The organism is Arthrobacter sp. MDT2-34-1 (assembly GCF_059091365.1).
The window spans coordinates 47,975-60,813 of sequence record NZ_JBNHGO010000001.1 but is presented as its reverse complement, the minus strand read 5'-3'; the positions used below and the strand labels follow the sequence as shown (position 1 = coordinate 60,813).

9 protein-coding genes are annotated in these 12,839 nt (G+C 70.1%); all 9 read right to left on the bottom strand.

Translation table 11 applies throughout. The annotated features are described in order from the left end of the window. Positions 1-60 precede the first annotated feature (60 nt). Genes AC5RVV_RS00270 through AC5RVV_RS00230 form a run of 9 tightly spaced genes read right to left on the bottom strand, consistent with a single transcriptional unit; the run spans position 61 to position 12,834 of the window. Positions 61-1,341, bottom strand: a complete 1,281-nt coding sequence (locus tag AC5RVV_RS00270; RefSeq protein ID WP_493999469.1) for a cell division protein FtsQ/DivIB — start codon at positions 1,339-1,341, stop codon at positions 61-63. Further along, on the bottom strand, positions 1,338-2,762 hold the full coding sequence (gene murC, locus AC5RVV_RS00265; protein WP_493999468.1) for a UDP-N-acetylmuramate--L-alanine ligase: 1,425 nt from the start codon (positions 2,760-2,762) through the stop codon (positions 1,338-1,340). The genes AC5RVV_RS00270 and murC overlap by 4 nt, the downstream gene beginning before the upstream one ends. Next, the gene (gene murG, locus AC5RVV_RS00260; RefSeq protein WP_493999467.1) at positions 2,749-3,867 is read right to left on the bottom strand and encodes an undecaprenyldiphospho-muramoylpentapeptide beta-N-acetylglucosaminyltransferase; all 1,119 of its coding nucleotides are present in this window, start codon (positions 3,865-3,867) and stop codon (positions 2,749-2,751) included. Before murG ends, murC begins: the two co-directional genes overlap by 14 nt. A gap of 49 nt (positions 3,868-3,916) precedes the next feature. Next, complete coding sequence (ftsW, locus tag AC5RVV_RS00255; protein ID WP_493999466.1) at positions 3,917-5,233, bottom strand: putative lipid II flippase FtsW; 1,317 nt, start codon at positions 5,231-5,233, stop codon at positions 3,917-3,919. Next, the gene (gene murD / locus AC5RVV_RS00250; protein WP_493999465.1) at positions 5,233-6,780 is read right to left on the bottom strand and encodes a UDP-N-acetylmuramoyl-L-alanine--D-glutamate ligase; all 1,548 of its coding nucleotides are present in this window, start codon (positions 6,778-6,780) and stop codon (positions 5,233-5,235) included. The genes ftsW and murD overlap by 1 nt, the downstream gene beginning before the upstream one ends. Then, positions 6,762-7,874 carry a phospho-N-acetylmuramoyl-pentapeptide-transferase gene (mraY, locus tag AC5RVV_RS00245; protein ID WP_493999464.1) on the bottom strand — a complete coding sequence of 371 codons (1,113 nt, stop codon included), beginning with the start codon at positions 7,872-7,874 and terminating at the stop codon, positions 6,762-6,764. Before mraY ends, murD begins: the two co-directional genes overlap by 19 nt. Continuing rightward, on the bottom strand, positions 7,871-9,394 hold the full coding sequence (locus tag AC5RVV_RS00240; protein ID WP_493999463.1) for a UDP-N-acetylmuramoyl-tripeptide--D-alanyl-D-alanine ligase: 1,524 nt from the start codon (positions 9,392-9,394) through the stop codon (positions 7,871-7,873). The genes mraY and AC5RVV_RS00240 overlap by 4 nt, the downstream gene beginning before the upstream one ends. A 6-nt stretch (positions 9,395-9,400) precedes the next feature. Further along, a complete protein-coding gene (locus AC5RVV_RS00235; RefSeq protein WP_493999462.1) occupies positions 9,401-11,059 on the bottom strand; it encodes a UDP-N-acetylmuramoyl-L-alanyl-D-glutamate--2,6-diaminopimelate ligase in 1,659 nt (552 codons plus the stop codon). Then, positions 11,056-12,834: a peptidoglycan D,D-transpeptidase FtsI family protein gene (locus tag AC5RVV_RS00230; protein WP_493999461.1), complete on the bottom strand. Its 1,779-nt coding sequence runs from the start codon at positions 12,832-12,834 to the stop codon at positions 11,056-11,058. Before AC5RVV_RS00230 ends, AC5RVV_RS00235 begins: the two co-directional genes overlap by 4 nt. Between the last annotated feature and the right edge of the window lie 5 nt (positions 12,835-12,839).

The window sequence follows — 12,839 nt, the reverse complement described above, 5'->3', positions numbered from 1 at the left end:
CAACGACCTTGCTCCGCGTGTCGCGCGTTCCCCGGATGTTGCGCATTTCCCGTCTCCTGCTCAACGGGTCACCGGGCGTGTGGGCGTGCTCACATCGATGACGCTCGCCTTGTCTTTCACGTCTTTTGCCCGCAGCATCGCCTGCAGGACGGTGGCCTTGAGTTCCTGCTCCTGCGCGTTGCCCCACAGCACTTTTTGGCCGCCGGCCAGCTGGAGTTCCACCGAGTCCACCGACTGCGCTGAGGCGTGCTTGAGCTGCCTCAGGACGTCCGGCGGCAGCGCGGCGAGCACCCCGGTGATGGACGCGAAGACATCCGGGTTTTCGGCGGCCTTCGCTCCGTCGATCAAGGGCAGTTTTGCCTCGCTGCGCTTGGCGACCGACGCAAGCTCCGTCCCCGACTCGTCGATCAGCACGAATTTCTTGCCGTCCTTCAGCACGGCGACGGGCGTGTGCTCGATGATCCGAACGTGCAGTTCCGACGGCGGCCTGGCGATCACTTCCACCGACTCCACCGCCGGCAGGTGGTCCACCCGGGCATGGACGTCGCGTTCTCCGATGCGGGCCAGCGGTGTTCCCATGAGCGGTCGCAGCGCCTCGGTGAGCGTTGCTTTTTCGGTGAGTTCGCCGCCCTCGACGGTGATTGTCTTCACGGCCAGCGCCGGCGACAGGAAGATGACCGACATCAAGACGGCGAAGAGCACGGCCACAATGCCGGCGGCGATCAACAGCCGGCGCCGCGTCTTGCGCGCCGCCGGTTCGGGGAAACTGACAACGGTGGATTCGGAGGTGTCCGCCCCGTCCGCGCGGTCCGGTCCCTTGTGGCCCCGCCACCGCGACAGCAGCGCTGCCGCCCCGGCCCGCTTGGCGCCGGACGCGCGCGCGGCCTTGCCTGCCGCCTTGCCGGGCGCGCCGGATGCTGCCGGGACGGACGGGGGGCCGGCGCCGGGCCTGGGCGCACGCGTGGGCCGTGCCGCTCCCCCGGCTTTGGGGGTGCGGGAGGGCGCGGCCGTCCCGGCCGTCCTCCCGGCGGGGGCACCGCCCCGACCGGAAGGCTTGCCCGATCCGCGCTGAGGGGCGCGCGGGGCGGGCCGGGCAGCGGGGGCGGGCCGGGCAGCGGCGGCGGGCCGGGCAGCGGCGGCGGGCCCGGCAGCCGCGGTGGACTCCGCGGCGGGCATGGCCGACACCCTGCCGGTGTTGATCCGCACGCCGGTGTCCCGGGGCGCCTCCGTCGCGGCTCCGGGGTTTGGCTGCTGCCCGGCGGCTTCCGGCGGCCGCGGGGCCTCCGGCTGCCGGGCGGCGGCGGGACGCGCGGCGGGAGTGCGGGGCTTGCGCGGACTCATCGCGCCGCCGCTGCGGCCTGCCCCAGGGCCTCGACCAGCACGGGCCCGTATTGGGTCACGTCACCGGCGCCGACGGTCAGCACGATGTCCCCGGGCCGGGAACGGGCAACAATGTCCCTCACCGCCCGCCCCGGATCCGGTGCGTAGCTGCCGGGAGCGAGCCGGTTGGTGATCAGTTCGCTGGTGACGCCCGGGATGGGGTCTTCGCGGGAGGCGTAGATGTCGAGAACGGCCGCCGAATCGGCCAGTTGCAGGGCCCGGGCGAACTCGGCGGCGAATTCCCGGGTGCGGGAAAACAGGTGCGGCTGGAACAGGACGTGCACCGCATGCCCGCCGGCCACCTCGCGGGCGGCCGTGAGGGCCGCGTGGACCTCGGTGGGGTGGTGTGCGTAGTCGTCGAACACGCGTACCCCTGCCGCCGTGCCCTTGGCCTCGAACCGCCTGGCTGCTCCGGTGAACCCGGCCAGTCCCTCGGCCGCGGAGGCCGGATCGATGCCCTGGGTGATGGCCACGGCGAGGGCGGCGGCGGCGTTGCGGATGTTGTGCTCGCCGGGCACCTGCAGCCGCAGCGTGCAGCTGCCGCCGGGGTATTCGATCCTGCTGGTGCTCCCCGAGCCGGCGAAGACGGTGTCTTCGACGCGCACCTGGGCGTCGGCCGCGTAGCCGTAGCCCAGCACGCGGCCTGCTGTGCCGGACGCCGTCGTCCGTTCCGCCAAGGCGCGGGCGCCGTCGTCGTCGAGGCAGGCCACCAGGGTGCCGTCGGCCGGAAGCAGTGCGGTGAACCGGTCGAAGGAGGCGTACACGGCTTCGGCCGACCCGTAGTGGTCCAGGTGGTCGGCCTCCACGTTGGTCACCACGATGACCTGCGGATTGTAGTTGAGGAACGACCCGTCGGATTCGTCGGCTTCGGCGACGAACAGTTCGCCCTGCCCGTGGGCGGCGTTGACGCCGAGCGCCGCCACGTCGCCGCCGATGGCGAACGAGGGTTCGCAGCCGGCCGCCTGCAGCATCACGGTCGCCATGGCCGTGGTGGTGGTCTTGCCGTGGGTGCCGCCGACGGCGATCAGCCGCTTCCCCTCCATCGCGGCGGCAAGGGCCACCGAGCGGTGCACGATGTTCAGGCCGGCGGCGGCAGCGGCCTGCAGTTCGGAGTTCTCCGGCCGGATGGCGGTGGAGACAACCACCGTGTCCGCGCCGGCGACATGGGCGGCCTTGTGGCCCACGAAGACGGTCGCACCGAGGGCCTCCAGCTGGCGCAGGACCGCCGAGTCGCGCGCGTCCGAACCGGAGACCGGCACGCCGCGGGCCAGCAGGATCCGGGCGATGGCGGACATTCCGGCGCCGCCCAATCCGATGAAGTGCACGGCGCCGAGGTCGCCGAACGGCAGCCGGGCGGTGGTGTGGAAATCAACGGCTTTCATCTGTGTTCCTCCCTGCTGCCTCGAGCACCAATTGTGCCATTCGGGTGTCTGCGTCGCGGATTCCCAGGGTGTGTGCCGCGGCGGACATCTGCTGCAGCCGCTCCGCGTTTCGCAGCAACGGGATTAGTTCGTCCGTGACCCAGCGGGGTGTGAACCCGCCGTCGCGGACCAGCACGGCCCCGCCGGCGGCCACGAGGGAGGCCGCGTTCAGGGCCTGTTCGCCGTTGCCGTGCGGCAGCGGCACCAGCACGGACGGCAGGCCCACGGCGGCTATCTCGCACACCGTGGCCGCGCCGGCGCGGGCCAGCAGCAGGTCGGCCGCCGCGTAGACATCCTGCATGCCGTCCACAAATTCCACCTGGTGGTAGCCGGGAGCGGCGAGCAGTTGCCCGTCGGCGTCCCGCAGCGCCTTGTTCCGCCCGGTGATGTGCAGCACCTGGATGCCTGCCGCGGCGAGCTCCTGCAGGGAAGCGCCGATGGTGCGGTTGATGCTCAGCGCGCCCGAGGAGCCGCCGGTGACGATGAGGGTCGGCCGGTCCGCCGCCAGTCCCAGCCGCCGGCGCGCGGCCTCGCGGGAGGCTTCCCGGTCCAGGGTGGCGATTTCGGGCCGCATCGGCATGCCGACCCAGCGGGCGCCGGGCAGTTTCGTGTCTTTGAACGCGACCGCGACCCGGCTGGTCAGCCGTGCCCCGACCCGGTTCGCCAGCCCCGGCCGGGCGTTGGCCTCATGGATCACGATCGGGACCCGGCGCAGCCTGGCTGCGATGTAGACCGGGGTGCACACGTACCCGCCGACGCCCACCACGACGTCGGCCTTCGCGCCGTCGATGATGCCCGCGGCCTGGCGCACGGCCGCGGCGAACTTGAACGGCAGCTTCAGCAGGTCGAGGGAGGGGCGGCGCGGCAGCGGAACCCGCCCGATCGTGGCGAGCCGGTGGCCCGCCGCGGGGACCAGCCGGGTCTCCATGCCGACGGCGGTGCCGACGGCGAGGATGCGGGCCGCGGGGGCGGCCCGGAGGACGGCGCCGGCGATGGCCAGCAGCGGGCTGACATGCCCCGCCGTGCCGCCGCCGGCCAGGACCACAGAGGGATCGGAAGTGTTCATGGTGTTGCGGAAGTACCTTCTGCTCGGCTGCTGGTGGTCTGGGTTGGGGTCAGCGGTTCCCGGCCGGCGCTTGCTGCCGCCACCGGCCCAGGAGTCCCCCGGACTTCTTCCGGCCGGGCACATCGGTCCGGGCAAAGGACAAGAGTACACCGACGGCGGCCAGGGTGACCGTCAGCGCGGAGCCGCCGTAGGAGATGAACGGCAGGGGCACTCCGATCACCGGAAGCAGGCCGGTGACCACCGCGATGTTCACGAACGCCTGGCCGATGATCCACACCATGATGGAACCGGCGAGGATGCGCACGAAGAGGGAATCCTGGCGCATCACGGTGCGCACCAGGGCAATGGCCAGGACGCCGAACAGCGCCAGGATGACGGTGGTGCCGAGCAGGCCCAGCTCTTCGCCGATGATGGCGAAAATGTAGTCGTTGTGGGCTTCCGGAATCCAGTTGTATTTTTGCCGGCTCTGTCCCAGTCCCACGCCCCACCAGCCGCCGGAGGCGAGTGCGAAGAGCCCGTTGCATGACTGCATGTTCAGCCCGGTCGTCGCTTCACAGCTCTGGTCCGTCCACATGAGGATGCGGCCCATGCGGTTGGGGCTGACCACCACGAGCAGCAGCACCAGCGCGCCGGCCCCCAGTCCGGCCACGCCGAACAGCTTCAGCGGTGCGCCGGCGAAAAACAGTCCGCCGGCGATGATGAGCATCAGGATCATCGCGGTGCCCAGGTCGTTGCCGAGCAGCACCGGGCCGACCACGAGGAGGGCACCGGGCACGACCACCGGGATCAGCAGGTGCTTCCATTGGCCCAGCAGCCGCTCCTTGGCCGCCAGCACCGTTGCCATCCACAGGGACATGCCCAGCTTGGCCACTTCCGACGGCTGCAGGGAAACGTTGCCGGGGAAATGGATCCAGTTGCGGTTGCCGCCGACGGATTCGCCCAGCGGGGTAAACACCAGCAGCAGCAGGAGCACCGACACCGCGAGGCCGGGCCAGGCGAGCTTCCGGTAGGTGGAGACCTTCCACCGCGAGAGGACCAGCATCGCGGTGACCCCCAGGCCGGCGAACACGGCCTGCCGGATGAACAGGCTGAACGGCGAGGTTTCATCGGCGATCGATTCCACCGCGGACGACGACAGCACCATCAGCAGGCCGATGGCCGTCAGGGCCAGCGCGGAGCCCAGGATCAGGTAGTAGCTGGCCCCGCTGGACCGCGTGCCGGTGCCCTGGATGCGGTCCAGCAGGTCGGTGCCTCGCTGCCGGAGCTCGCGCAACCGGCCTTCGGGGGCGGGCTTCGTGCCGGGAGCGGCGTGTCCGCGGGCAGCGGCGGGGGCCGGTGTCCGGCTTCCGCTGCGGGTGGTGGCCATTACTGCTCCTTAGTCGACGGTGCCTGTCCCTCTCCGTACCGGCGGACTGCTTCCATGTACGCATTGCCCCGGTGGGCGTAGGACGTGAACCGGTCCATCGAGGCGGCTGCCGGCGCCATCAGCACGGTGTCCCCGCCGGCGGCGATGCCCGCTGCCGCTTCCACGGCCGCCGCCATCACGGTTTCGCCGTCAGTGTCCTCCGCCTCCGGGGCGCTGTTTCCAGTGTCTCCCGGGTGCGCGTGGACGACCGGGACATCCGGTGCGTGTCGCTGCAGCGAGGCCAGGAGGGCGGTGTTGTCCCTGCCGATCAGCACCACCGCTTTCAGCCTGCGCGCGTGGTCGGCGATCAGCTCGTCGTAGCTGACGCCCTTGGACAGTCCCCCGGCGATCCACACGACCGAGGAGAACGACGCCAGCGACGCCGAAGCCGCGTGCGGGTTCGTCGCCTTGGAGTCATTGACCCAGAGCACGCCGGCGTGCTCCAGCACCTTTTGGATCCGGTGTGCCCCGGGATCGAACCGCCGCAGTCCTTCGCGGACCGCGGCCGGTTCCACGCCGTACGCCCGGACCAGGGCGGCGGCGGCCAGGGCGTTGGCCACCTGGTGCCGGGGCGCCGGGTCACCCAGGTCGCCGAGGCCGGCCAGTTCGGTTGCGGAGTCCCGGCGTTCTTCGATGTAGGCCCGGTCCACGAGCAGGTTCTCCACGACGCCGACCATGCTGACCGCCGGCATTCCGGTCGTGAAGCCGATTGCCCGGCAGCCCTCGACGACGTCGGCCTCCTCGACCATCTCCTCGGTCTCGCGCTGCTCGGCGTTGTAGACGCACGCGATCCTGGTCCGCTCGTAAATCCTGGCCTTGTCGGCCAGGTATGCCTCATAGGTCCCGTGCCAGTCCACGTGGTCTTCGGCCACGTTGAGTACCACGGAGGCCAGCGGGGACATGGTGTGGGTCCAGTGCAGCTGGAAGCTCGACAGCTCGACGGCGATGACGTCGTAGCCGATGGGATCACGCACCGCGTCCAGGATGGGCGTGCCGACGTTGCCGGCGGCGATGGCGCGCAGCCCGGCCGCCTGCAGCATGGATTCGGCCATCCCCACCGTCGTGGTCTTGCCGTTCGTACCGGTGATGGCCAGCCATTCGGCGGTGCGCCGGCCGGCGCGTTCGCGCACCCGCCACGCCAGTTCAACGTCGCCCCAGATGGGAATCCCCGCGTCCGCCGCGGCGGCCAGCAGCGGTGTCCGCGGCTGCCAGCCCGGCGAGGTGACCACCAGTTCGGCCGGCTCCCCGCCGACGTCGGGCAGTGCGCCGGTGTGCTCTTCACCCAGCAGGACCTGCCGGGCCCCGACGATCTTCAACGTGTCGGCCTTGGCCCGGTTTTCCGCCGTGTCGCTGCCGTCCACGACGACGACGGCGGCGCCCAGTTCGATCAGCGTGTCGGCCGCGGAGAATCCCGACAGCCCGATCCCGGCGACCACCACGCGCAGCCCGGACCAGTCCGCGTCCCAGGAGGTGAGTGCGTCCAGCCGGCTCATGAGCCCAGCACCCATTCGGCGTAGAAGATGCCCAGCGCGGCCGCCACGCACAGCCCGGCGATGATCCAGAAGCGCACGACGACGGTGACTTCGGCCCACCCCTTGAGCTCGAAGTGGTGCTGCAGCGGGGCCATCTTGAAGACGCGTTTGCCGCCGCTGAGCTTGAAGTAGACCACTTGGATGATCACGGACAGCGAGATGATCACGAACAGGCCCGCCATGACCACCAGCAGCAGTTGGCTGCGGGACAGGATGGCGAATCCGGCGATGGCGCCGCCGATCGCCAGCGATCCGGTATCGCCCATGAAGATCTTGGCGGGCGCGGTGTTCCACCACAGGAAACCGATCAGCGCGCCGGCCATGGTTCCTGCCAGCAGCGCAAGGTCCAGCGGGTCGCGTACCTCGTAGCAGACCTCCCCGGGGACCTTGACCGAGCCGCAGCTCTGGTTGAACTGCCAGATCCCCATCAGCATGTAGGCGCCGCAGACCATCACCGATGCGCCCGCCGCGAGCCCGTCCAGCCCGTCGGTCAGGTTCACGCCGTTGGTGGCTGCGGTGACAATGACGTTCGACCAGATGATGAACAGGATAGTGCCGAGTACGGTGCCGCCGAAGGCGAGGTCCAGCCACGGGATGTCACGGGCGAAGGAGATGTTCATCGACGCCGGGGTGCGGCCCGCGTTGTCCGGGAAGTTCAGGGCCAGGACGGCGAAGAGGATGCCGACGATGCCCTGCAGCACGATCTTGGCCCAGGCCCGCAGCCCGAGGCTGCGCTGCTTGGAGATCTTGATGAAGTCGTCCAGGAAACCGACCAGCCCCATGCCGGCCATCAGCAGCATGAGGACGCCGGCGGAGACGGTGGGCCCGGAATGCGCTTCCCCGTTCATCATCCACATCATCAGGTGCGTGGCAAAGTAGGAGAGCATCACCGCGGCCACGATGACCACGCCGCCCATGGTGGGCGTTCCGCGCTTGGTGTGGTGCGCCGTCGGGCCGTCGTCGCGGATGAACTGGCCGTAGCCTCTCCGTACCAAGAGCTTGATGAACAAGGGCGTGCCGAGCAGGGACAGGACCAGCGCCAGGGCAGAGCCGATCAGCAGGGCTATCACTGCGCCTGGCCTTCCTGTTGGGTTTCGGGTCTGCGCGCTGCAGCCGCCGCCGAGCCGTCCGTCGACGGATTTCCTGATGCTATCCGGTCGCCCAGGAACCGCAGCCCGGACGAGTTGGAGGACTTGAACAGCACCAGGTCGCCCGGTTCCAGTTTCTCCTCGAGCACCCGGCGGGCCTCCTCGGGCGTGGCGACCCAGAGCGATTCGTCGCCCCAGGAGCCTTCCAGCACGGCGGCGTTGTGCATGGCCTTGGCTCCCTCTCCCACCACGATCAGGTGGGAAATGTTCAGCCGGACCACAATCCGCCCGATCGCGTCGTGGGCCTGCACGGAGTCTTCGCCCAGTTCCAGCATTTCGCCCAGCACCGCCCAGGTGCGGCGGCCGCGGCCGAGTTCAGCCAGCGTGCGCAGCGCTGCCCGCATGGATTCGGGGTTGGCGTTGTAGGCGTCGTTGATCACCGTGACGCCGTCGGCGCGCTCGGTGCGTTCCATCCGCCAGCGGCTGGCGGGGCCGGCCCCGTTCAGGCCGGCGGCGATGGTTTCCGCCGGCACGCCCAGCGCCCAGGCGGCGCCGGCGGCGGCCAGCAGGTTGGTCACGTGATGGATGCCGATCAGCCCGGAGGTTACCGGGTGCTCGGAGCCGTCCGGGAAGCGGAGCGTGAATTCGGGGTGCCCGTCGTCGTTGACGCGGGCGCCGCGGGCCCGCAGCAACGGCGCGGTGCTCCCGTCGGGCAGGGTGAAGTCGTCGTCGGAGCTGAAGTACAGAATGCGGGCCCGGGTGCGGGCGGCCATGGCCCGGACGCGGGGATCGTCGGCATTGAGCACGACGGTACCGCCGGCCGGCACGGCCTCGGCCAGCTCGCCCTTCGCGATCGCGATGTTGTCCACGCCGCCGAATTCCCCTGCGTGGGCGGTCCCGACTCCCAGCACCACGCCGACGCCGGGGTTGACCATGTCCGTCAGGTACCGGATGTGGCCAATGCCGGTGGCGCCCATTTCCACGACCAGATAGCGGGTGTCGAAGTCCGCGGCGAACACCGTCAGCGGGACGCCGACCTCGCCGTTGTAGGAGCCGATCGGGGCCACGGTGGGCGCGGTTCGGCGCAGGATCCCCGCGAGCAGGTCCTTGGTGGTGGTCTTGCCGGCGCTGCCGGTGATGCCCACGACCTCGAGTCCCGCGGCGGCGCGCAGCCGTGCCACGATGGCCGCGGCGACGGCGCCCATAGCCAGCACGGCGTCCGCCACCACGATCTGCGGCAGGAGGCGGCCGGTCGGGTCGGAGACCTCGCGTTCGGTCAGCGCCAGCACGGCACCGGCTTCGAAGGCCGCGGCGACGTAGAAATGCCCGTCTGCGGTCTCGCCCGGCTTGGCCACGAACAGGCCGCCGGGCTCAATTTCGCGGGAGTCTGTGGTGGCGGAACTCACGGTGATGCCGCCGGTGTCCCCCGTGGCACCGACGGGTTCCCCAACGATCCGTCCGCCGGTAATCGCCGCTATATCGGCTGCAGTTAGTTCAATCATGACGATCTAGGACTCTACCGCGTTCGGGGAGAGCACTTCGAATCCGTGCCGGTGCAGGGCCGCGCGCAGTTCCTCCCGGTCGTCGAGGGCCAGGTTCTGGCCGTTGACCTCCTGCCAGACCTCATGGCCGCGGCCGGCGACGAGGACCGTGTCCCGGGGCGCCGCCAGGGCCACGGCCCGCTCGATGGCCTCCGCACGGGGGAAGACTTCGATAATGTCGGCCGGCAGTTGCTCCCGTTCGGCCGCGGCGCGTGCGCCGGACAGCACATCCGCGCGGATGCGGGCGGCGTCCTCGCCGTGCGGGTCGTCGTCGCTGACGATGACGACGTCGGCGAGCCGGGCGGCGATCGCCCCCATCAGCGGGCGCTTGGTTTGATCGCGTTCCCCGGTGGCTCCGAACACCACGATCACGCGTGCCCCGGGTTCGGGGCGGCGCACCGAGGCCAGGGTCCGCTCGAGCGCGTCGGGATTGTGAGCGAAGTCAACGATCGCCGCCGGGTTGCCGCTGAGGACCTGCATCCGGCCGGGAACCTCCACGGTCAGCGGATCCGCCGTGTCGAGCGCCTGCTGGAGCCGCGCCGAAGGGGTGCCGGAGGCCGCCACCATCACCACGGCCAGCGCGGCGTTGGAGATGTTGAACGAGCCGGGCAACCCGGTGTGCAGCCGCAGCACCACGCCGTCGGGCCCGTGCAGTTCAAACCGGTGCCCCAGGCCCTCACGGACCGGGTTGCGGACGGACCAGTCGGCGCTGCCGCCCTGGGTGGCCAGGGTGGCCACCGGGACTCCGGCGGACCGGGCCTGGCCGGCGAGCCGGCGGCCCCAGTCGTCGTCGACGCAGACGACCGCCCGGCCGGACCGCTCCGGGCTGAACAGGCGGGCCTTGGTCTCGAAGTACTCGTCCATGCTCCCGTGCAGGTCCAGGTGGTCCTGGGTGAGATTGGTGAAGCCGGCCACGTCGAACCGGACGGCATCGACCCGCCGGAAGGAAATGGCATGCGAGGAGACCTCCATGGCCGCCGCGTCCAGCCCGCGTTCGCGCATCAGGGCCAGCAACCCGTGCACCTCGGGCGATTCCGGCGTGGTCAGGGCGCTGGGAATCGGTTCGGAACCGGCCGTGATCTCGATGGTTCCGATCAGTCCGGTGCTGAGGCCCAGCGCCTCCAGCAGGGACTTGATGAAGTAGGTGGTGGTGGTCTTGCCGTTGGTTCCGGTGACGCCAAACAGCGCCGGCGCCTGTCCGCCCGCCGGCTGGCTGCGGTAGACGGCGGCCGCCAGCGGCCCCACGAGTGCGCGCAGGTCCCGCGACCGCAGCACGGGCAGGCCCGGAGCCAGGCCGGCTGCCCGCCGGGCGCCGTCGTCGTCGGTCAGGATGGCCGCCGCTCCGGCCGCTTCGGCCTGGGCGGCGAAGTCGGCGCCGTGCCGGCGGGCTCCGGGCAGGCCGACATACAGGTCCCCCGGCTCGACGGAACGCGAATCTATGGTGATGCCGGTAAAGGTCAGGTCCTCCGACCCCGGGCCGCCCTCGGGTACGGGAAGCCCGCGGTGCTGCAGCATGCTGCTCAGCGCCGCCAGCCGGACCGGCCTGACCGTTTGGGGCCGCAAGGGCGAGGCGGACCGGTGGGGCTGCTCGGCAGTGGAACTCACATATTCTCCAGGTTGGCTCATTCCAGCGGCAGGTCGACCCGTTTGCTGGTGGACGGCGGCACGTCGTAGGCGTTGAGGACCTGCGTCATGACCTTCTTGAACGTCGGTCCGGCCGACAGCGTCAGCACCCCGCCCTGCGGCCGCTGGATGGTCGCCACGACGACGAACTGCGGATCCTCCATCGGGGCGATGCCGGCCATCGAAATGGTGTAGCCGCTGAATCCCCCGTCGGCGGCCGGTGCTTCGGCTGTACCGGTCTTGACCCCGATCCGATACTCCTTAATGTTACCGGGCTTGCCGCTGTGGTACTTCGAGTTGGTTTCCAGCATGTCCTGCACCAGGTTGGCGGTCTTCTTGGATACCGCCCGGCTGCCCTTCTCGACCGGCACCTCGTGCTCGGTGCCGTTCGGATCGATATAGGCGTCGATCAGCCGCGGCTGCATCAGCACGCCGTTGTTGGCGATGGTCCCGAAGGCCACGGCGGTGTGGAGGGCCGTCTGAGCGAGGCCCTGGCCGAAGAGGACGGTGAACTCCTGCCGCCCGTCCCACGTCTCCGGCTCGGCCAGCAGGCCGGCGGTGGCGCCGTTGATGCCGATGTCGAAGCGCTGGCCGATGCCGAACTTCCGCAAGTAGTCGTAGCGCTGCTGCCGCGTCAACTGCTGGCCGATCATGGTGGTGCCGGTATTGAGCGACTGCGCGAAGATGCCCGCCGTGGTGCGCGTCAGGGTGCCGTGCGGTGTCGCGTCCTGAAAGGTCTGGCCGTTGACCGTGTATTTGGGCGGGATGGTGTATCGCGATGCCGGGGTCGTGATGCCCTCTTCGATCGCGGCCGCCATGGTGATCATCTTGGTAGTGGACCCCGGCTCAAAGGCGCGTGTCACAGCCATCGACTGCCGTTCGCTGTCCGGAGTGGCGCCCGGGTCATTGGGGTCCACCGTCGTGGAGTCCGCCAGTGCGATCAGGTCGCCGGTCTTGGCATTGAGGACGACGACGGTACCGTATTCGGCGCCGTAATCCCGCACGGTCTCGGCGATGACTTCCTGGGCGTACCACTGGATGTCGGTATTGAGGGTCAGTCGCACGCTTTGGCCATCCACGGCCGGGACTTCTTCGTAGGTGCCGACCGGTATGCGGATGCCGTCGGCGCCGATTTCGTAGGTCTTCGTGCCCGGCGTCCCGGAGAGGACGTCGTTCTGCGAGGCCTCGATGCCTTCGAGCGGCACGCCATCCGACCGCATGAATCCGACCACCGAGCCGGCCACCGCCCCTGCCGGGTAGTTGCGGATGGTGGTCGCGCGCGCGGACAGCCCGGGAAAGGCCAGCTCCTCGATCTTCTGCTGGACTTCCGGGGTGACCGACTTGGCCACGTAATTAAAGGGCTTGTCGCCGGTGACCGCTTTGGTGACGGTCTCCACGTCCTGGCCCAGGATGCCGGCCAGCTCGGCGATGGCGTCGGCGATCTTGACGTCCTCGGACTTTTGGCTGATCGGATCGAACCGGGTGTAGTCCTCGACCAGCCGCTGGTCCACCACCACGTCGAACCGCTGCACGCTGCGGGCGAGCACGTTGTTGTTGGCGTCCAGGATCTCGCCGCGGAGCGCGGGCAGGTCGACGGTGCGCAGGCGCTTGTCCACCGCCGCCTGGGCCATGCCGGCGGTGTCCAGCCCCTGCAGCTGGAACAGACGGGCCCCGAGAATGACCAGCAGGATCAGCACCATCGCCAGCCCGGCCCGGAGCCTCCTGGTAGCCCTCGCCGTGCGGTTGGGGTGCTGCCGGTCGGCTGTTGGTGCTGCCACAGGTA

Bases quoted from the DNA above. Each gene is read 5' to 3' on its own strand.
- AC5RVV_RS00270 (WP_493999469.1), bottom strand. From the start codon at position 1,341: ATGAGTCCGCGCAAGCCCCGCACTCCCGCCGCGCGTCCCGCCGCCGCC.
- murD (WP_493999465.1), bottom strand. From the start codon at position 6,780: ATGGGTGCTGGGCTCATGAGCCGGCTGGACGCACTCACCTCCTGGGAC.
- murG (WP_493999467.1), bottom strand. From the start codon at position 3,867: ATGAACACTTCCGATCCCTCTGTGGTCCTGGCCGGCGGCGGCACGGCG.
- AC5RVV_RS00235 (WP_493999462.1), bottom strand. From the start codon at position 11,059: ATGAGCCAACCTGGAGAATATGTGAGTTCCACTGCCGAGCAGCCCCAC.
- AC5RVV_RS00240 (WP_493999463.1), bottom strand. From the start codon at position 9,394: ATGATTGAACTAACTGCAGCCGATATAGCGGCGATTACCGGCGGACGG.
- murC (WP_493999468.1), bottom strand. From the start codon at position 2,762: ATGAAAGCCGTTGATTTCCACACCACCGCCCGGCTGCCGTTCGGCGAC.
- ftsW (WP_493999466.1), bottom strand. From the start codon at position 5,233: ATGGCCACCACCCGCAGCGGAAGCCGGACACCGGCCCCCGCCGCTGCC.